This is a genomic window from Collinsella sp. AM18-10 (assembly GCF_003471585.1).
GTDB lineage: Bacteria > Actinomycetota > Coriobacteriia > Coriobacteriales > Coriobacteriaceae > Collinsella.
In genome coordinates, this window is record NZ_QRJO01000002.1 from 160,327 (window position 1) to 178,594 (window position 18,268).

Sequence of the window (18,268 nt, forward strand, 5' to 3'; positions counted from 1 at the left end):
ATGCTGCGCATAGCGACCATCGGCACATCCATGATTACCGACGACTTTATCCAAGTCGTCAACGCCAATGACCAAGCCGCGTTTGTGGGCACGCTTTCACGCGATGCCGATCGCGGTGCTGCCTTTACCGCCGAGCGCGGTGGCGAGCGAAGCTTTACTTCACTCGATGAGCTTGCGGCAGCCGCCGACGTCGACGCCGTCTACATCGGCAGCCCCAATGCGCTCCACTACGAGCAGGCGCTCGCCTGTATCGCCGGCGGCAAGCACGTTATCGTCGAAAAGCCTTTTTGTGCCACCGAGGCGCAAGCGCTCGAGGTCTTTCGCGCAGCCGAGGCGGCGGGCGTCGTAGCCCTCGAGGCCATGCGCCCGCTCCATGACCCTGCTTTCCACGCCGTCGAGGACGCCCTGGGCGAGATTGCGCCCATTCGTCGTGCATCGTTGCGCTTTGGCAAGTATTCTTCGCGCTACAACGAGGTTCTCGCGGGGCGCGCCACCAATATCTTCGACTGCCACATGGCATCGGGTTCCCTCATGGACATCGGCGTCTACACCGTCGAGCCCATGGTCGAGATCTTCGGCATGCCCTCCGGTCTTACGAGCATGACTACTCTGCTCGACCCCACCACGCGACAGCTCACGCACGGCCCCATCGACGGCTGCGGCTCCATTCTCGCCAGCTATGGCGGAGGCCGCATTTCCGTCGAGCTTGCGCATTCCAAGATCACCAACGATCTGCTGCCCTCGCAAATCGAAGGTGAGCGCGGCACCATCCAGATTGATCATCTGTCCACGCCCCGCAACGTACGCATCGACTATCGCGGCGACGTCGTACGCGGCTCGGCGACCGAGGCACCGCGCGAACAGGGCGACAATGGCCGCGTGCTCGACCTGCCCAAATCGTGCAACACTATGGAATACGAACTCGCAGACTTTATCACCGCTATCGGCGGCATCGATAACGTTAAGGAAGAGATTTGGGAGACCCCAGCGGGACGCCACGAGCTTGGCCACTACCGCGATGTCACGCTCGTGTCGCTGCGTATCATGGATGCCGTGCGTCAGCAGGCGGGTATCGCCTTCCCGGCCGACGCAGGCAAGCAGGCATAGCGATGGGCTTCTTCGATACGTTCTTCTCCAGCGTCACCGGAGGCAGTCGAGAGCCTCAAAAACCATCAAACATTGAGCTCGAGTTGCGCCGCAGGCTTACCGTGCTCGCAAGCGACGAGGCCACTCAAGACACTCCCCTGCGCTATTTCCTGCGCTGGGCGGGGCAAGTCCAAGGCGTTGGTTTTCGCTTTACCAACACCAACCTCGCGCAGGCACGCTCCCTCACCGGCTGGGTGCGTAATATGGAAGACGGCTCAGTCGAGATGGAGATACAGGGAGCTCCGGCAAACGTCCTATCTCATCTCGAGGCGCTTCATGCCTCCTACGAGCGCATAGGTACGCGTTTTCGCCTCGTAGACGCCCAGGCCCGAGCCCCACTTGCCAATGAAGACGGTTTCACGCCTCGTTATTAGTATTGTGTGCTAAATACGGTATCATTTACCTACGACCGTTGATAGAAAAGAGGCGAGGCGCATGGCGGTGCAAAGAAGGAATACCAGGCAGCGAAAGTTGGTTCTTGACGCCGTGCGCCAAAGCTATAACCATCCCACCGCCGACGAAATCTACAACGTCGTGCGCGCGCAGGATGACAAAATCAGCCGCGGTACGGTCTACCGCAACCTCAATCTCTTGGCCGACGCCGGCGAGATTCTCTCCATCAAGACGCCGGGCGGAAGTCGCTTCGATCGCACGATCGAGCCGCATGCGCATATCATCTGCACCTCATGCAGCCGCGTCATCGACGTACCGCTCCCCTTCGATGCCCAGCTCGACGCCAAGGCGTCCGAGCAAATCGGCTGGCACGTCACGTCGCACTACACCATCTTCGAGGGTCTCTGCCCCGACTGCCGGTAGATGTTCAGGACATGCCTTAAAATCCACCTTTCCGCGCTTTGCAGCAAAAAATAGATTTCTAGGCATGTCCCAAATATCTACTCAGCAAGCAGGCGATGCAATTCCTCTTCGACCGTGCGCACGTAACGGACGCGGTCGTTGATGCCACGCATAGAGGGATTGCAGCTCTCCATTAGATAAGGATGGCCCACGACGTTGAGCATGTCGCGGTCGTTTTCGTTATCGCCAAACGCCATCATCTCATCGGGCGAAATCCCCAGCGCACAACCATAATCGGCAAGCGCGGACCCCTTGCCCGAATCAAAGCCGATAAAGTCGGTCCATTCGGTTCCCGATGTCATCACATCGACCCGGTCGCTAAAGCGACGCACAAAATACTCCAGCGCCGCCGGCTGCTCCACCTCGGGCGTCTGGAAGGCAATCTTAATGACGCCCTCGTCGATGTCCTCTGGACGGTCGACCACCGCCACATCGCAGTGGACCTCATAACGCAGGTGGTCAACAAACGCGTCGTTGCCGCTCATGGTGTAGAGGTGCCCCTCACACGAAAGGGTCACGTCGGCATGGGGGTACGCAACCACGGCATTCGCGATATCCATGGCCAGGCCACGCTCCATAGAACGCTTGACAACGGCACGCCCCTCGCTCATGACCAGGGCTCCGTTTTCGCATACATAGGCGAGTTCATCGGCCACCGGGGCAAACAGGTAGCGCAGGCTCGCATATTGACGGCCACTCGCCGGCATAAACACGATACCGCGACGATGCAGCTCATCGATAAGCTCAAAGGCCTCGGAACGCGGCTCGCGCTCCCCCGGGTGCAGCAACGTGCCGTCCAAATCGCATGCAATCAGCTTGATTCCCTCAAGACCCATATGCTTCCCCCAAAGCCTCCTATCAACAGCAAGACGGACCTTGATCGGTCACCCCTCAAAGCCCGTCTTGCGCATACGCGCGCTTAGTCGCGAGTCTTTTTAACGATGGTAAAGTCCGGAGCCATGCTCACGACAACATCGGCCGCGCTCGACGCAAAGCGTCGGCCCGCATCGAGCTCGCGCGAAACGATCGAGATCCGAGCTCCCTCGACGCCGCGAAGCATGCGGCCCAAAACAGGCTGCACCGGCGTATACATGCGCACGGTATGCTCGTCCGAATCGCCTCGGAAAAGCGGCGCGTGCATATTGCCGATCTCCCAGCACGCATGCGCGAGCGCAATCGGGTCCATGCGGTCAACTTCGACCAAATAAACCTCGGCACTGCGCAGGCGCACGACAACCGCCACGGGCACCATGCCCGAACGGTCGATGGCGAGCACGTCGCCGTCGGCAAGACGACTGCCGTCGGCAGCATCCAGCCGAACATCGATCGTGCGCCCCAGCTCCGTCACGCCCGCAAACGCGCATACATCAGCCCGGTCCCAATCGAACAGTAGCTCGTCAACTTCAAAGACGCCGCCCAACTTCCGGCGAAGCAGGAGTTCATAGGACGGATCGTTGAGATTTCCCAAGCATGTCGTCGAAACCAAGCGTTCAGGCATACTCTAACCCTCGACCTCAACGAGCTCGATATCAAAGTTGAGGTCCTTGCCGGCCAGCTCGTGGTTGGCGTCGAGCGTCACAGCCTCGGGCGTTACGTCGATGACCACGGCGGGAACGGGCATACCGCTCGGCGTGGACAGGAAAAGCTTCATGCCCTTCTCGATCTGCTCGATGTTGGGAACCTGTTCGGCCGGGAAGGTCAGAACCATCTCGGGATTGTGCTCGCCGTAGGCATCGGCAGCAGGAATGTGCACGGTCTTCTTCTCGCCCACCTGCATGTCGACAACAGCGGCGTCGAAGCCCTTGATCATCTGACCGGCGCCGCAGGTGAACTCCAGCGGCTCGCCGCGATCGTAGGAGCTATCGAACTGCGTGCCGTCATCGAGCGTGCCGCGATAATGGGTCTTGACCTTCTTGCCCTGGTTGGACATGGTAACCTCCGTGATAAGGGCGGCGCACAACGCGGGCCGCCGTGAACATATGGCGCTAACTATACCCTAGTCATACAATTCAATGACAGTTTGCAAAGAAACGCTGCAACCGGAGGAACCATGGCATATCCCGTATTTGACCTACACTGCGACACTGCCGACCGAATCGGCTGGGCCACGCTCGATCTCGACCTGCGCTTTACCGCCGGCACCGACGGTTATTTCCCCGGCGACGAAACGCATCCGCAAGATTTCGACCTCATCGAGGGTAACGCCTGTGCCATCTCGCTCGCAAAGATCGGCAACACGCCGTGGGCACAGTGCTTCGCCACGTTTGTCCCCGACGAGATTCCCACCGCCCACGCCGCGCGCTTCCAGGCGCAGATCATGGCGCATATGAGCGGCCAGGCAATGCTCAACCACGACCGTATGGTCAACGTGCGCAGCGCCGCAGACATTCGCCCCGCGCTCAAGGACGGCAAGGTCGCTTGCATCCACACCATCGAAAACGCCACGTTCTTTGCCGAGGACCCCGCGCTGATCGAGGTGCTCAAGAGCCTGGGCGTGCTTATGTCGTCACTCAGCTGGAACGCGCAGGGACCGCTCGCGAGCGGCCACGACACCCACGCCGGCCTCACCGCCGCCGGCATCGAGGCGCTTACGCAGATGGAGCACGCCGGCATGGTGCTCGACGTCTCCCACCTCAACGATGAGTGCTTTGACGAGGCCGCCGCCCGCGCCACGCGTCCCTTCGTCGCCAGCCACTCCAACTCCCGTGCGGTTTGCGGCGCCAAACGCAACCTTACCGACGACCAGTTCCGCACCATTCGCGACATGGGTGGCATCGTCGGCCTCAACTACTGCAGCGAGTTCCTTTCCAACGACGCAACCGACAAGACCGCCGCAGACGTCACCTTCGACCAGCTGGCGGCGCATATCGAGCACTGGCTCGACCTGGGCGGCGAGGACGTCATCGCGCTCGGCGGCGACTGGGACGGCGCCACGGTGCCCGCTTTCCTCTCCGATGCCAGCAAGATGCCCGAGTTCCAGAACATGCTTTCCAAGCATTTTGGCAAGACCGTGATGCAAAAGCTCTGCAGCGACAACGCGCTTGCCTTCTTCGAGCGTTATTAATTTCACATCCCTTGAGCGGGCCGGCATGCCGAACGGTCGACATGCCGGCCCGTCCCCGATCTGAAGGACCGCTTTTGACGCAGCAGTTTACGATTTCCGCATCCCGACCGGATGGGACGACCATCCCCGTCGTCGTTACCAAAAAGCGCGTCAAGAACTTCAACCTACGCGTCACATCGAGCGGCGAGGTCCACGCCAGCGCACCGATCGGCGCCAGCCGCGAGCGTATCGAAGCGTTTGTGAAGCGCAACAGCGCCTGGATTATCAGCCGACTTGCCCAGCGCGAGCAACGTCAGGCGACGGCACGAGAGCCGCTCAGCCCCTCGTCCATCATTGCACTTTGGGGCAAGCCCATCACGGTACAGGATGCACTCGATCACAACTTTGCATCACCCGCACCGCGACCCAAACAGGCCACCTTCGCAAGTTTTATGGGTACCGATGAATCGGACGAAGGCCCACAGGCCAAGCGGCACGCAATCCTCGACGGCCTAACGTCCGATGAGCTCCAAGCCCGTATCGACCAGCTCTATGCAACCGAGGTCACCACGGCACTGTACGATATGGTGCACGCGTACGAAATCGCAATGGGCGTCACCGTGGCCCGCGTCTCCGTGCGCAGCATGAAAACGCGCTGGGGATCATGCACGCCCAAGACCGGCGCCATTCGCATCGCGCGCGAGCTCGCCGCCTACCCTGTCGAATGCCTCGACATGGTTGTCGCCCACGAGCTCGTCCATCTGCTCGAGCCGAGCCACAATCAGCGCTTTCACGCCCTGCTCGACACGTACTGTCCCAACAATAGAGCACTGTCTCAGCGGCTCAAGCAGCCACCCCTCAACAAGCTCTAGCGTCGACTAGCGCACGCGCTCGATCTCGACGCCGCAGCTTGCCAGGGGCAGGCCAACAGGAGCCCACGGCTTATCGAGCTTTATGCGCACACCAAGCAGCGAGGGATAACGGCGCAGCAGCATCTGGGCTGTCCCCTCGGCTGCCGCCTCGATGAGCTTAAACGTATGCTCGCGCAGATAGCCATCGACATCGTGGCACACCGAGCCGTAGTCAATCGAGGCGTCCAGGTTATCGTGCTCCCCCGCCGCGCGCAGGTCGGCATAGAGCACCAGAGAAACGATGAACTTCTGACCCAGCGCGTTCTCCTCGGGATACACGCCATGGTTGGCAAAAACCTCAAGACCGTCAATGACAATACGATCGGCATGGCGCAAATCGTCATAGCTCACGTGAGGCACCGCCGTTGCGGTGGATATTTCGCCCCTTCCACGGCGGGCGAGCTCGGCGCCTTCGGTCTTGGTTGCATTCTCGGGCAGTTTCTTGTTACTCAACGCGATCGTCTCCTTCGTTTAGAACCCCGACCGCGCAAACTAACTACACGCGAATCGACAGGTTCTTTTTATCATCGCTCCAGTTGCAAGCATTGCGCGCGGGGCATGCAAAGCAGGCGCGCGACGCTTTGTCGGCTGCATAGAGCAGACGCTCAAGCGGTTGGCTGTTCACGCGCAGCTTTCGATGGCCCAGAATGGCCGTCTTAATGGCTGCGGCATCGGCCGGCTCAAACGCCACGTCATCGGGCATGCCGCCGAGAATCGCATCAGCGACGCGTTCGCTTGCAACATCATGGGATATACCCGATTCATACTGTTCATCTTTGCCGATATCGTGAAGAAGTGCCGTGGCGTAGATGACCTCGCGGTCAAATTCGAGCTGTTCCTCGAGATTCTTGATCCACATAATGCGAGCGACATCGAGCAGATGGTCAATACCGTGGCGGCAGAAGATGCGCCCCGATTCCAACTGTACGATGTTGCCCAGGTGCCGCCGGAACAGCCCGTTGGCACAAATGTAATCAATGCGAGGCATGGCACCAAAGGGGGCCAGGCCCGAAGCCATAAAGCCGCGACGCGACGTCCCCTCATCGGTCTTCGATGTAAAGTCGTTGACGACTCTCATGGTTAGCGGCCCAGCATCCTAAAGAAACGCTCCTCGAGCGCGGGATCGGTCTCAAAGACGCCGCGGCGAGCAAGCGTCACGGTCTTGGTGCCGGGCTTTTGCACGCCACGCATCGTCATGCACATATGCTCGGCCTCCATCAACACAATCGCTCCCTGGGGAGCGAGATAATCCATGAGGGCATCGGCAACCTGTGCGCACAGTTGCTCCTGCAGCTGAAGACGGCGGGCATAAACCTCAACCGTGCGGGCGAGCTTGGAAAGCCCAGCCACCCGACCGTTAGGGATATAACCAATGGCGGCCTTGCCATAAAACGGCAGCAGATGATGTTCGCACAGCGAGTAGAACGTGATGTCGCGCTCGATAACCAAATCGTTCGAAGCGACGGCAAAGGTTTTGGACAGGTGTTCCTCGGCACTCTGGTCCATACCGCCGGCGATCTCACCATACATACGGGCAACGCGCGCCGGGGTCTCCAGCAGGCCCTCACGAGTTGGGTCCTCGCCTATGCCCTCAAGCAACAGCTTAATGGCGGCCTCGACTTTTTCCTGATCGACCATCTGGGCCTCACTTTTCCGATTTCACGTTCGCGCTATGGTACCACGCCCTTCGGCATCGACCACAAGCTACATAGTATGGGTCGAATAGACCGGATCATCACGCCAAAGTTCAACCGCATCACAAAGCGCAACGCCCTCGCGCTCAGCACGGGCGCGCGTAGCGTTCATATCGATCACGCGCTGGTTGCTCGAGCCCCTAAAGCGCAACGAGATATCGTACAGGTCCTGAACAAACGGGCCGTCCACCAACATGTCAAGGCAGGCAAGGATGCGATCCGTCACCTCGGTATGATGGCAACCGCCCGGCATAAGCTCCTCGAGCACATCGCCGGTAAAGCACCAAATAGTCTTCCCCGACTCCATCGGGTAAGCCGCACGCACGCGCTCAATGAAATCAACGAGCCCCGCCTGATTCTCGGGCTCCATAGGCTCGCCGCCCAGAATCGTCAGGCCATCGATAAAGGGATGATCGAGGCTCTCGATAATCTTGTCCTCGACGGCACGATCAAAGGGCTCGCCCGCAGCAAAGTCCCACGCAACAGAGTTAAAGCAATTCTTGCACCCACGACGGCACCCGCTCACAAACAGAGAAGTGCGGACGCCTTCCCCATCAGCAATGTCGAAATACTTAATGTTCGCGTAGTTCATAGGTAACTCTCCCGGGAGGCCGGGACATATCATCCCGTCCTCAAACATTCTCGGCCTGCGGCCTGCGAAACTGCGGGCGGGACGATATGTCCCGGCCTCATGCAAAAGGCAACTCAATGAACGAAGCGAACATCGAGTATAGGGTTCGAGGTCCAATAAAAACTGGGTTGCGGCTCAACCGCCATCGCAAGTAAATCGCAGCTGCAGCTCGAATTATTTCCGCTAAGAACTTCGAGGAGTGAGCAGACCGCATGCTGCATCTCAGCTACATCAACTTGGCCGCCCCGTAGCGAGGCCCCGGACCTTTGCTCGATATGAGTTCCGCACGAACAGGAGGCGCCAGTGGCGCCTCCATCGTGAGCCAGGACTGTCCGAAATAGCGAGTAAAGGTCCGGGGCCTCGCTACGGGGCGGCCTGGGATGGTTATTAGAGATGCAGCACGCGGTCGCGGATCTCCTCGGTTCGGCCCTGGTTCCAGAACTGGGTACCGATGTAGCCGCACGTACGACGAGCGACGTTCATCTTCTCCTGGTCTCGGTTGCCGCAGTTGGGGCACTCCCACACCAGCTTGCCATCGTCCTCAACAATCTTGATCTCGCCATCGTAGCCGCACACCTGGCAGTAGTCGCTCTTGGTGTTGAGCTCGGCGTACATGATGTTGTCGTAGATGTACTGCATCACGCGAATGACAGCCTTGAGGTTGTCCTGCATGTTGGGAACCTCAACGTAGGAGATAGCACCGCCCGGCGAAAGCTGCTGGAACATGCCCTCAAACTTAAGCTTGTCGAAAGCATCAATCTCCTCGGACACGTGGACGTGATAGCTGTTGGTAATGTAGCCCTTGTCCGTCACGCCCGGAATAATGCCAAAACGACGCTGCAGGCACTTGGCGAACTTGTAAGTCGTCGACTCCAACGGCGTACCGTACAGCGAGAAATCGATATCGCTTTCGGCCTTCCACTCGGCGCACTTGTCGTTCATGCGCTGCATGACGGCCATGGCAAACGGCGTGCCTTCCTTCTCGGTGTGGCTGTGGCCCGTCATGTACTTGACGCACTCATACAGGCCAGCATAGCCCAGGCTGATGGTAGAGTATCCGCCCACGAGCAGTTTGTCGATCGTCTCGCCCTTCTTCAGACGAGCGAGGGCGCCGTACTGCCACAAAATCGGTGCGGCATCCGAAAGCGTACCCATCAGGCGCTCATGACGGCACAGCAGGGCACGGTGGCACAGCTCAAGGCGCTCGTCGAAGATCTTCCAGAACTTGTCCATGTCCTGATGCGAGCTCAGCGCGACATCGGGCAGGTTGATGGTCACAACACCCTGGTTAAAGCGGCCATAGTACTTAGGTTTGGTCGGGTCATAGTTCAGCGCGTTGGCTACGTTGTTAAATCCGTTACCGGAGCGGTCGGGCGTCAAGAAGCTGCGGCAACCCATGCAGGTGTAGCAATCGCCGTTGCCGGCGGTCTCGCCCTTAGACAGCTTGAGCTCGCGCATCTTCTTCTCGGAGATGTAGTCGGGCACCATGCGCTTGGCGGTGCACTTGGCAGCCAGCTGGGTCAGGTAGAAGTACGGGGAATTCTCGTGAACGTTATCGTCCTCGAGTACATAGATGAGCTTGGGGAATGCCGGGGTAATCCACACGCCGGCTTCGTTCTTAACGCCCTCATAGCGCTGGCGGAGCGTCTCCTCCACAATCATGGCAAGGTCGTGCTTCTCCTGCGCTGAGCGAGCCTCGTTGAGATACATGAAGACCGTCACGAACGGCGCCTGGCCGTTGGTGGTCATAAGGGTCACGACCTGATACTGAATCGTCTGGACGCCGCGACGGATCTCGTCACGCAGGCGGTCCTCAACAACCTCGCGGACCTTTTCGGGAGATGCGGAAACGCCGAGCTCCTCGAGCTCGCGGGCGACCTCGCCGCGAATCTTTTGACGGCTCACCTCGACGAACGGGGCAAGATGGGTCAGCGAAATCGACTGGCCACCGTACTGGGAGGAAGCAACCTGGGCGATAATCTGCGTCGCGATGTTGCAGGCAGTCGAGAAACTGTGCGGCTTCTCAATCAGCGTGCCCGAGATAACAGTGCCGTTCTGGAGCATATCCTCCAGGTTCACTAGGTCGCAGTTATGCATGTGCTGGGCAAAGTAGTCGGAATCGTGGAAGTGGATCAGGCCCTCATTGTGGGCATCCACGATCTCCTGGGGCAGCAGCACACGCTGAGTCAGGTCCTTGGAAATCTCGCCGGCCATGTAGTCACGCTGAACGGAATTGACGGTCGGGTTCTTGTTGGAGTTCTCCTGCTTGACCTCTTCGTTGTTGCACTCGATGAGCGACAGAATCTTGTCGTCGGTCGTGTTCTTCTGGCGCTTCAGGCTCTGAACATAGCGATAGATGATGTAATGGCGAGCGACCTCGTAGCAGTCGAGACGCATGATCTCGTCCTCGACCAGATCCTGAATCTCCTCGACCGACACGGTGTGGCCCGCGTTCTCGCATGCCTCGGCGACGTTTTGCGCCGCATAAACCACCTGGCGGTCGGTAAGACGAGAGCCCTCCTCGACCTCCAAGTTGGCGGCGCGAATCGCATTGACGATCTTATCGATGTCAAAGACAACCTCGGTGCCGCTGCGCTTGATGATCTTCATCCTCTTGCCTCTTTCGCGTCGTAGTCTCATTGCGTTTCAGAGCCAAACGATGCCCGGCAGGGCTTACCCCCGTCTTGCGGCGCCGTCGCGCAATCTGTGTTCTCGATAAACCATAAGCCTCAATGCGGACACTCCCAGGAGCCGATCAAGCGGCTCAAGGACACGTTCAAAAGAGGCAGTTAAGGTCTTCGTTCTCTGTCCGCCATCTATCATACGACAAAGAGGCATCTATATCCTGTATTCTTTTTTTAGGTCAAACACAACATATAGTGTTTCAGCAGGTCAAAGCAATTGGTCATTTTGCAGACGCATTAATTATGAGGGGTTCTTGGCAAGTCGGTAAAACGTTACCAGCACGGCTACCTGCATGGCAGTTATAAAACCCCCTTAGTTAGGCCGCTGACAAATCCTACCAAAACCAAGCCACTCACGCCAAAAGAATCCAAAAGATTATGCTTGACCAACATGTTGCGGTCGTGCCTTGCCGAGCCTCATGCAACCGCGGCACGAATCCTTGAAAGATATGTGTATGCAAACGGAGAAGACGAGAGTTTCCTCGGATGACTGCTGAGAAGCATCCCGGAAGATCAAAAACTCGAAATTTGGTGACGTATTTGGCGACCAAAACAAAACAGCTCAGGGGCTAAGCCTCTGAGCTGCGAACATTTGGTGGGCGTTAGAAGATTTGAACTTCTGACCTCTTCCGTGTCAGGGAAGCGCTCTCCCCCTGAGCTAAACGCCCAAATGGAGCAGACAACGGGGCTCGAACCCGCGACCCCAACCTTGGCAAGGTTGTGCTCTACCAACTGAGCCATGTCCGCTTACGAGGATTAATCTTACGTGATGCCCGCATCCTATGCAAGAACTTTTTTTGAAAAGTTTCGCGACGCCCTCGCGAGCCTCATGAAGGCATCAGACACCACGGAAGGCGCAGGCAAACGCAAACTCGCCGCAAGAGGCCCCTACAACTCAGCGAGCATGATCCAGGCAGAGCTGTCCTGCACGAGCCTGCCGTCTGCGAGCGGTGATGAGGTGAGCAGGACCCTGCCCGCCGGCAGCTCCACGGGCGCTGCACCGAAGTTCGTCACACACGCCCAGCCGTTGTCGCGGCGATAGGCGATGACGCCGCCCTCAGCGCCCTCGGCACCATCCGCAAGGCCGGTGCGCCCGTCAAGATCGAGCCACGCGAGATCGTTGGCGCACCCGCGCAGCTTGCGCCGCAGCCAGAGGGCGTCACGATAGAGCGCAAGCATCGATGTCGGGTCCGCTTCTTCCCTATCGGCAGCGTAATCGGAAAACCATGCAGGCTGCGGCAGATGGGGCGCCGCATCGGCGTCCGCCGGTGAAAACCCAAACGATCCGCCCTGCGCGGGATCGTCCGCCGCCACCCACGGCAGGGGGACACGGCAGCCGTCGCGCCCCTTCTCGCGCTTCGGTCCGTGCGTATTGGTCGCAGTAGGATCTTCGAGTACAGCCCACGGAATGTCAGCCACCTCAAAAAGGCCGAGCTCCTCACCCTGATACACGTATGCCGAGCCCGGAAGCGCCAGCTCGAGCAAAAGGGCCGCCCGCGCGCGGCGCTCGCCGAGTTCACGTTCCTCGTCATAAGACGACCCGTCGCGTAAGAGCCAGTCGAGCGCAATCTGGTGGTAGCGCGTCGCCTTGATCTGCGGCAGGGCATAGCGTGTCGCCACGCGCGGCACGTCGTGGTTGGAGAGCACCCAGGTCGAGGCGGAATCGGATTCTATAGCTGCCTTCAAGCCCTCCTCGATTGCAGCGTGCATGTCATCATAGGTCCAAGTGGCCTTGGCAAACTCAAAGTTGAATGTCTGGCCAAGCTCGCTGGGACGCGCGTAGAGATACTGGCGATCGGGCAGCACCCACGCCTCGGCAACGGCGCTGCGTGGCGGATCATAGCGGTCGAACACGCGGCGCCACTCGCGATAGATCTCGTGGACCTCGTTGCGGTCCCACAGCGGATGGGTGCCGTCCTCAACCATGTCATCGCCCTCGGCGAGATGCCACCGGTCGAGGTCATCGCGGTCGAGATCCTTGGCGAGACCGTGCGCCACATCAATGCGAAAGCCATCGACGCCTCGATCGCTCCAAAACGCCAGGACGTCGCAAAAGAACGCATGAACCTCGGGGCACGACCAGTCAAAGTCCGGCTGCTCGGGCGTAAACATGTGCAGATACCACTGACCGTCCGCGACACGCGTCCAGGCGGGGCCGCCAAAGTTGGCATTCCAATTGGTGGGAGGCAGCTCGCCATGCTCGCCGCGACCATCGCGGAAGATATAACGGGTGCGCTCGGGCGATCCGGGGCCGGCGGCAAGAGCGGCTTTGAACCAAGGATGCTGGTTAGATGAATGGTTGGGCACGATGTCGACGATGACCTTGATGTCGCGCGCATGAGCCGCAGCGATCATGTCATCGAAGTCATCAAGCGAGCCGAGACGTGGGTCGACATCGCAGTAGTCCGCCACATCATAGCCGCCATCGACAAGAGGCGATGGGTAAAACGGGCTCAGCCAGATAGCCTCGATGCCCAGCTGCTCAAGATAGTCCATCTGCTGGGTAATGCCCGCGATATCGCCCAGACCCGAACCAGTCGAATCCTTAAACGAGCGCGGGTAGATCTGATAGATCGCGGCGTCGGACATCCATGAGCGCGAAGAAGACTTTTCTGTAGCCATGGGGCGTATCTCCCTTGCAACGAGGTTATGCGAGATGCCCACGATGATACGCCCAAAGCGGACATTCGCGGCAAACAACGCCACAGCCACGCCCCAAACGCTCGCTCCCTCTCGGGTTCGAGTCTCCTGGGACGAATCGATCGATCAGTGAAAAGAACGGAAGGCCCACTCCTCCGGCCACGACAGCGAGCGGGCTCCGGGTGCCCCAAGTTGCCGCGAAAGAGGAGGGAAGCGTACTTTATGTACGCGACCGACGATTGAGGGGCAAGATGGGGTGCCCGGGGCTCGCGCAGCGTCAACAAAAAACGCGGTTCGTTAGAACCGCGTAAGATAGTTGGAGCGGACAACGGGGCGTCTGCGTATCCGCTTCGCGGATCCGCACCGGCTTCGGTCGCCTGTCGGCGTCCTCGCCAGCTCGCTACAAACGCTCCGCGTTTGCTTAACGCTCGCTCCCTCTCGGGTTCGAGCCCATACGATGGGTACGAAAAAGCCCGGCTACCGTAGTAGTCGGGCTGTTGCGTTTGGAGCGGACAACGGGGCTCGAACCCGCGACCCCAACCTTGGCAAGGTTGTGCTCTACCAACTGAGCCATGTCCGCATATGTAAAACAAAACGGGCGCCGGAGCGCCCGGATGTTGCTTGGAGGCGAAGCCCGGATTCGAACCGGGGGTAAAGGCTTTGCAGGCCTCTGCCTTACCACTTGGCCACTTCGCCGAAAAAGGACCGCCTAAACGGTCCGGAAATGCAATGGAGCGGACAACGGGGCTCGAACCCGCGACCCCAACCTTGGCAAGGTTGTGCTCTACCAACTGAGCCATGTCCGCTTGCGGGTTATTAATTTACGCGAGTTGTCCAAAAGACGCAAGTACTTTTTTCAAAAAACTTGTCTGCCGCATGTTCTTAGTAGCTAAACGCGCTAAAGCGATTGGCTAGGCACACGATTCCAGTGCTCCGCTAAACAGCTTCACCATCTGCACGCGCGTGCCAGCGCCGTCCGTACGACGAGCAACCTCCACGTTATCGACGAGCATACGCATAAGCTTGATACCGCGGCCGCGTTCCTCGGATGCGACCGGCTCGCTCGTTTCATCGATAGAATAGCCAGCACCTCGATCAAGCACCTCAACCACAACGCGATCGCCATAGGCCTGAACCGTCAGGACGCACCCGATACCGCCCGCATGGTCATAGGCATTACCCAGTGCCTCCCCCGACGCCAATGCGACATCGTAGCGCTCGTCACGGCGCAACGGAAGCGATTCAAGGAGTTCGGCGATGCGATGTCGGTAGTATGGAAGATTCTCGATACCCTGACGGACCTCGACGCTCTTACTCCAGCGAGGCAGCTCCCCCACCGGAATGGCGGGAATAGGCTCCCGTGCCGGCCCCGCGACATGAAGGATATCGACAAGACGAGCAATCTCCAAAAAGCGAACAACTTCACCTGATGCATTGACGAGCGAAAGCAGGCCTTCTCGCCTCATGAGCTCACGAGCGCGCGTAAGCAGGAATGCCAAGCCCGTCGAATCGATAAAGCTAACAGCCTGACAGTTGATGACGACACGACGCACGCCGCGGCCAATCAAAGCATCCAACCGCCGACGCAGCGCAGGCACCGTGGCGATGTCGATATCGCCTGGTGGCGTCAAAACCGCTATGTCATTCCACTCATTCATACGACCATGGTTCCCCAAAAGAGCTTGTTCGATGCATGCCTTTCCGCAACCGTGCGGATTCGGCGCGCCCAGCGTCGCTGTTTAGGACCGGCCCCGCAAAAACTCAAGAGACACTAATGCGATGTCATCGTCCAGCGCCGATTCGGTAAATCGGTCGAGCTCGCCCAAGACCTTGCCGCAGATTCCCGATACGCCCTCACCCGAGACAGAGAGCAGAAGATCACGAAGGCGCTGCTCGCCAAAGAACGCTCCGGTGCGGTCGCGGGCCTCAATCGTTCCATCCGTATACATGAAGAGCATGTCGCCAGGAGCGAACGTAAACACGCCCGTCTCGTAAACCATGCTCTCAAATGCACCGATTACGCCCGATTGGCATCCAAGCAGCTCGACCTCTCCCCCACGGGCCTCGCCGCCACCCAGCGGCATCGACTCTGGCCTGATGACCATGGTCGGAGGATGGCCCGCCGAACAATACGTTGCGCGTCCGGTTTTAAGGTCAATCTTGGCGATAAAGGCCGTCACGAACGTCTCGACCCTCGAGAAGCCCATGAGCATGCTGTTAAGGGAGCGTGCCATGCGGGCCGGTCCAGCGCCCTCCCAAGCATATGCCGTCAGGGCCGTCTTGACGAGCGCGGACATCGATGCGGCCTCAATGCCTTTGCCAGACACATCACCCAGAATCATGACGGCGCAGTCGTCGGGAAGACGGATGAGCGTATAGAAATCGCCGCCGACCAACGCCGAGTTCGTGGCCGACAGGTACACCGAATCGGCGGCGATTCCCGGAACATCCCCCAGGGAATTTCTCATGCCAATCTGAAGGGTCTGAGCGATATGGCGCTCCTCGCGCTTTTGAGATTCGCCTTCGTAGATCAGTTCAAAGTCATGCGCCAAGTGCACCAAGTAGTCATATTCGAGGTCATCAATCGGCTCTTGGCTACCATCACGAAGCAGCAGCGCGCGCGTCGTCGGCCCCTTCGCAACAGAAGCAGGAACAATCGCGTCGTTACTGTGTTTGCCATCACCCTCAGAGCGCGGGCGCCCCGCCTCGATGCCGGAGTCGACGTAGAGACCTTGACAAGGCAGACCATGCGCCCTAAGCCAGCCTCCCATAGGCATCGATTCGTCAACGCGAGTTATACGGACGTGTTTAAGGTCCTCGGCACTCGTGCCGCCCAAAACAGATGCCTCAAAGCCATCAGGGCCAGCCCCCAGACGTGCCGCCGGCGCCGTCGTGGAAAAGAATAGCTTCTCGGGATCGTCCGGCAAAACAACGCGACTGCCGCCTTCAAAATCTATGACGTAGGAGTCCAGACTGGCGTCATACTCAACAGGACAAAAATGGCAGTTGAGCATATTGCAGATCTCGGACGATACCGCCTGGGTAGCCGCGGCGGAATCGTCTAGAAAGGTAAACAACTCATCCCGCAAGACATTGAGCGAGCGGCCAAGCTCGGCCGTGCGACGGGAGCGAAGGCTCGATGCCATGCCGACCAGCTGGATAGACAGGTAATCGCAAATGACCTCAAGTACATTAACATCATAAGCGAGCGGTGCCTGGGGGCGTTTCCAACCAACTTCCAGCACGCCGAGGATCTGCGTACCGTAAAAAACGGGAAGACAGATTTCACTGCGGTACGGAGGCATATCCTGCATGCGCAACAGGTGCTTAGAACGATTATCCAGGTCCATGAACATACCGGAGGCGGCCTTATCGCCCTCAAGGTCCTGTTGAATCGACAAGCGACAGGCACGCGACTCGCGAAGAACATACGTCGGAATGCCAGCGCCATACGGCAAAAACTCGGGCAGGTAGCTGTCGAGCAGCTCCTTGGAAACACCGCGGAGCTTAAAGCCGCCGCTCTCAGAAAAATAGATAGCAGCACCCGAAGCATCGAGCGTTCCTACAAGCTGGTTCAAAACGGTATCAAGCAGGCTGGGTAACTCATCGGAGCCCACAGTGCTCATAATGACCGAGAGCGTGCCAGAGAGACGCTTGTTCGCCACTCTAAGCTCCGATAACGCACGCTTGAGTTGCCGGTCGTGAGAATACTGTTCCTCAATACTGTGAAGCGCCACCAGGACACGTGGCGCGCGGCGCCCAAAGATACGTGGAGGCGTTACGGAGCCTGCGCGAACCAATACGGGAATAAAGGAGCCATCGCTCAGCTTGAGCATCAGTTCGCTCTCGGAGCCATCAGTTTCAAATGGCAAACGATGTTCCGTCGCACGTTCAAAAGCGGACGAGTACAGGACGTCTTTAACATCTCCACCGATGACGTCGGCGCGTTCCTCGCACATCAAACCAAGTAAGCGATTATTCACATGCAGAATGGTTCCGTCGAGCTCGCAGATGATGACAGCATCGCTCGTGATCTCGACTAGTTGGGCAACGTCTGCCCACTCGTTGCGTTCAAGCGTTTCCATCGTGGACCCCACCGTCTATCGGTAACAAAAAAGCCTCCGAAGAGGCTTCTCAAATGCGATGGTGTCGGAGGCGGGACTTGAACCCGCATGACCAAAAAGCGGTCACTAGCACCTCAAGCTAGCGCGTCTGCCAATTCCGCCACTCCGACATGCTATGTTGTTGATTCGCAGTTCGTTTTGTTCGACCCGCGCGTTCAACGAAGAAGATGATAACCTATGATTCGAGAACTGTGCAAGCACTTTTTAAAAAAAGTTTACGAATTTGTAAATGCGCTGGTAGACGGACCTGTTCGGGTCGGAATGAGGTTGCTTTCCAACGCGTCCTCGGGCATGCGGCATTATTTTGATTCGCGCTTCGCGCTACAAAATAATGCCGCCCCCTGCGGAATGCGTTGGAAAGCAACCTCATTCCGGCCCTAGGAGTATGTACTCCGGGCACAGTTCTCAAATATGTTCTGGGGCTGATAAGAATTTAGTGGCTCGGCTTTGCCGAGCCCTTATATGGGAAGGCCGGAGCCAAAGCTCCGGCCTCGCTCAATTTCCTATTAGATTAAGTGAGCGATCAAGGAATCGCCCCCC

At 58.6% G+C, this 18,268-nt stretch carries 16 protein-coding genes and 6 tRNA genes; 5 read left to right on the forward strand and 17 right to left on the reverse strand.

Features of this window, described 5'->3' with window-relative positions; all coding sequences use genetic code 11:
• From DW211_RS02755 to DW211_RS02765, 3 genes are all read left to right on the forward strand, one after another.
• Positions 1-1,107, forward strand: coding sequence for a Gfo/Idh/MocA family protein (locus DW211_RS02755; protein WP_118259084.1), 1,107 nt, complete (start codon positions 1-3; stop codon positions 1,105-1,107).
• A gap of 2 nt (positions 1,108-1,109) precedes the next feature.
• Positions 1,110-1,520, forward strand: coding sequence for an acylphosphatase (locus DW211_RS02760; RefSeq protein WP_118259086.1), 411 nt, complete (start codon positions 1,110-1,112; stop codon positions 1,518-1,520).
• A 61-nt stretch (positions 1,521-1,581) separates the two neighbouring features.
• Positions 1,582-1,962 (forward strand): Fur family transcriptional regulator, encoded by a 381-nt coding sequence (locus DW211_RS02765; RefSeq protein WP_172677978.1) that lies wholly within the window; start codon positions 1,582-1,584, stop codon positions 1,960-1,962.
• Positions 1,963-2,039: 77 nt separating this feature from the next.
• Here DW211_RS02765 and DW211_RS02770 read toward each other — a convergent pair whose 3' ends face one another.
• The 3 genes from DW211_RS02770 to DW211_RS02780 form a co-directional block, all read right to left on the reverse strand.
• Positions 2,040-2,837, reverse strand: a complete 798-nt coding sequence (locus tag DW211_RS02770; protein ID WP_118259087.1) for an HAD-IIB family hydrolase — start codon at positions 2,835-2,837, stop codon at positions 2,040-2,042.
• A gap of 83 nt (positions 2,838-2,920) precedes the next feature.
• Positions 2,921-3,499, reverse strand: coding sequence for an urease accessory protein UreE (locus DW211_RS02775; RefSeq protein WP_118259089.1), 579 nt, complete (start codon positions 3,497-3,499; stop codon positions 2,921-2,923).
• Positions 3,500-3,502: 3 nt separating this feature from the next.
• Complete coding sequence (locus DW211_RS02780; protein WP_035138874.1) at positions 3,503-3,931, reverse strand: peptidylprolyl isomerase; 429 nt, start codon at positions 3,929-3,931, stop codon at positions 3,503-3,505.
• 120 nt (positions 3,932-4,051) lie between these two features.
• On the opposite strand from DW211_RS02780, the gene DW211_RS02785 reads away from it, so the two are divergent.
• Positions 4,052-5,065 (forward strand): dipeptidase, encoded by a 1,014-nt coding sequence (locus tag DW211_RS02785; protein ID WP_117773764.1) that lies wholly within the window; start codon positions 4,052-4,054, stop codon positions 5,063-5,065.
• Between the two features lie 74 nt (positions 5,066-5,139).
• A complete protein-coding gene (locus DW211_RS02790; protein ID WP_231501581.1) occupies positions 5,140-5,916 on the forward strand; it encodes a M48 family metallopeptidase in 777 nt (258 codons plus the stop codon).
• 6 nt (positions 5,917-5,922) lie between these two features.
• Here the strand turns inward: DW211_RS02790 and folB are convergent, their stop codons facing one another.
• The 14 genes from folB to DW211_RS02860 form a co-directional block, all read right to left on the reverse strand.
• Entirely contained in the window at positions 5,923-6,408 is a 486-nt protein-coding gene (folB, locus tag DW211_RS02795; protein ID WP_055251396.1) for a dihydroneopterin aldolase, read from the reverse strand.
• Positions 6,409-6,451: 43 nt separating this feature from the next.
• Complete coding sequence (locus DW211_RS02800; RefSeq protein WP_172622418.1) at positions 6,452-7,033, reverse strand: HD domain-containing protein; 582 nt, start codon at positions 7,031-7,033, stop codon at positions 6,452-6,454.
• A gap of 2 nt (positions 7,034-7,035) precedes the next feature.
• Positions 7,036-7,593, reverse strand: coding sequence for a GTP cyclohydrolase I FolE (gene folE / locus DW211_RS02805; RefSeq protein ID WP_022094399.1), 558 nt, complete (start codon positions 7,591-7,593; stop codon positions 7,036-7,038).
• 66 nt (positions 7,594-7,659) lie between these two features.
• Positions 7,660-8,241 (reverse strand): anaerobic ribonucleoside-triphosphate reductase activating protein, encoded by a 582-nt coding sequence (nrdG, locus tag DW211_RS02810; protein ID WP_118259091.1) that lies wholly within the window; start codon positions 8,239-8,241, stop codon positions 7,660-7,662.
• A 426-nt stretch (positions 8,242-8,667) separates the two neighbouring features.
• Entirely contained in the window at positions 8,668-10,890 is a 2,223-nt protein-coding gene (nrdD, locus tag DW211_RS02815; protein WP_117806470.1) for an anaerobic ribonucleoside-triphosphate reductase, read from the reverse strand.
• Between the two features lie 667 nt (positions 10,891-11,557).
• Positions 11,558-11,632, reverse strand: a tRNA-Val gene (locus tag DW211_RS02820).
• A 3-nt stretch (positions 11,633-11,635) separates the two neighbouring features.
• Positions 11,636-11,711 (reverse strand) — tRNA-Gly (locus DW211_RS02825).
• 141 nt (positions 11,712-11,852) lie between these two features.
• Positions 11,853-13,586 (reverse strand): glycoside hydrolase family 13 protein, encoded by a 1,734-nt coding sequence (locus tag DW211_RS02830; protein WP_233504098.1) that lies wholly within the window; start codon positions 13,584-13,586, stop codon positions 11,853-11,855.
• 522 nt (positions 13,587-14,108) lie between these two features.
• Positions 14,109-14,184, reverse strand: a tRNA-Gly gene (locus DW211_RS02835).
• Positions 14,185-14,226: 42 nt separating this feature from the next.
• Positions 14,227-14,300, reverse strand: a tRNA-Cys gene (locus DW211_RS02840).
• A 34-nt stretch (positions 14,301-14,334) separates the two neighbouring features.
• A tRNA-Gly gene (locus DW211_RS02845) sits at positions 14,335-14,410 on the reverse strand.
• A gap of 105 nt (positions 14,411-14,515) precedes the next feature.
• On the reverse strand, positions 14,516-15,262 hold the full coding sequence (locus DW211_RS02850; RefSeq protein WP_117735800.1) for an anti-sigma factor antagonist: 747 nt from the start codon (positions 15,260-15,262) through the stop codon (positions 14,516-14,518).
• 81 nt (positions 15,263-15,343) lie between these two features.
• Positions 15,344-17,689 (reverse strand): GAF domain-containing SpoIIE family protein phosphatase, encoded by a 2,346-nt coding sequence (locus DW211_RS02855; protein ID WP_118259092.1) that lies wholly within the window; start codon positions 17,687-17,689, stop codon positions 15,344-15,346.
• Positions 17,690-17,748: 59 nt separating this feature from the next.
• Positions 17,749-17,838, reverse strand: a tRNA-Leu gene (locus DW211_RS02860).
• Between the last annotated feature and the right edge of the window lie 430 nt (positions 17,839-18,268).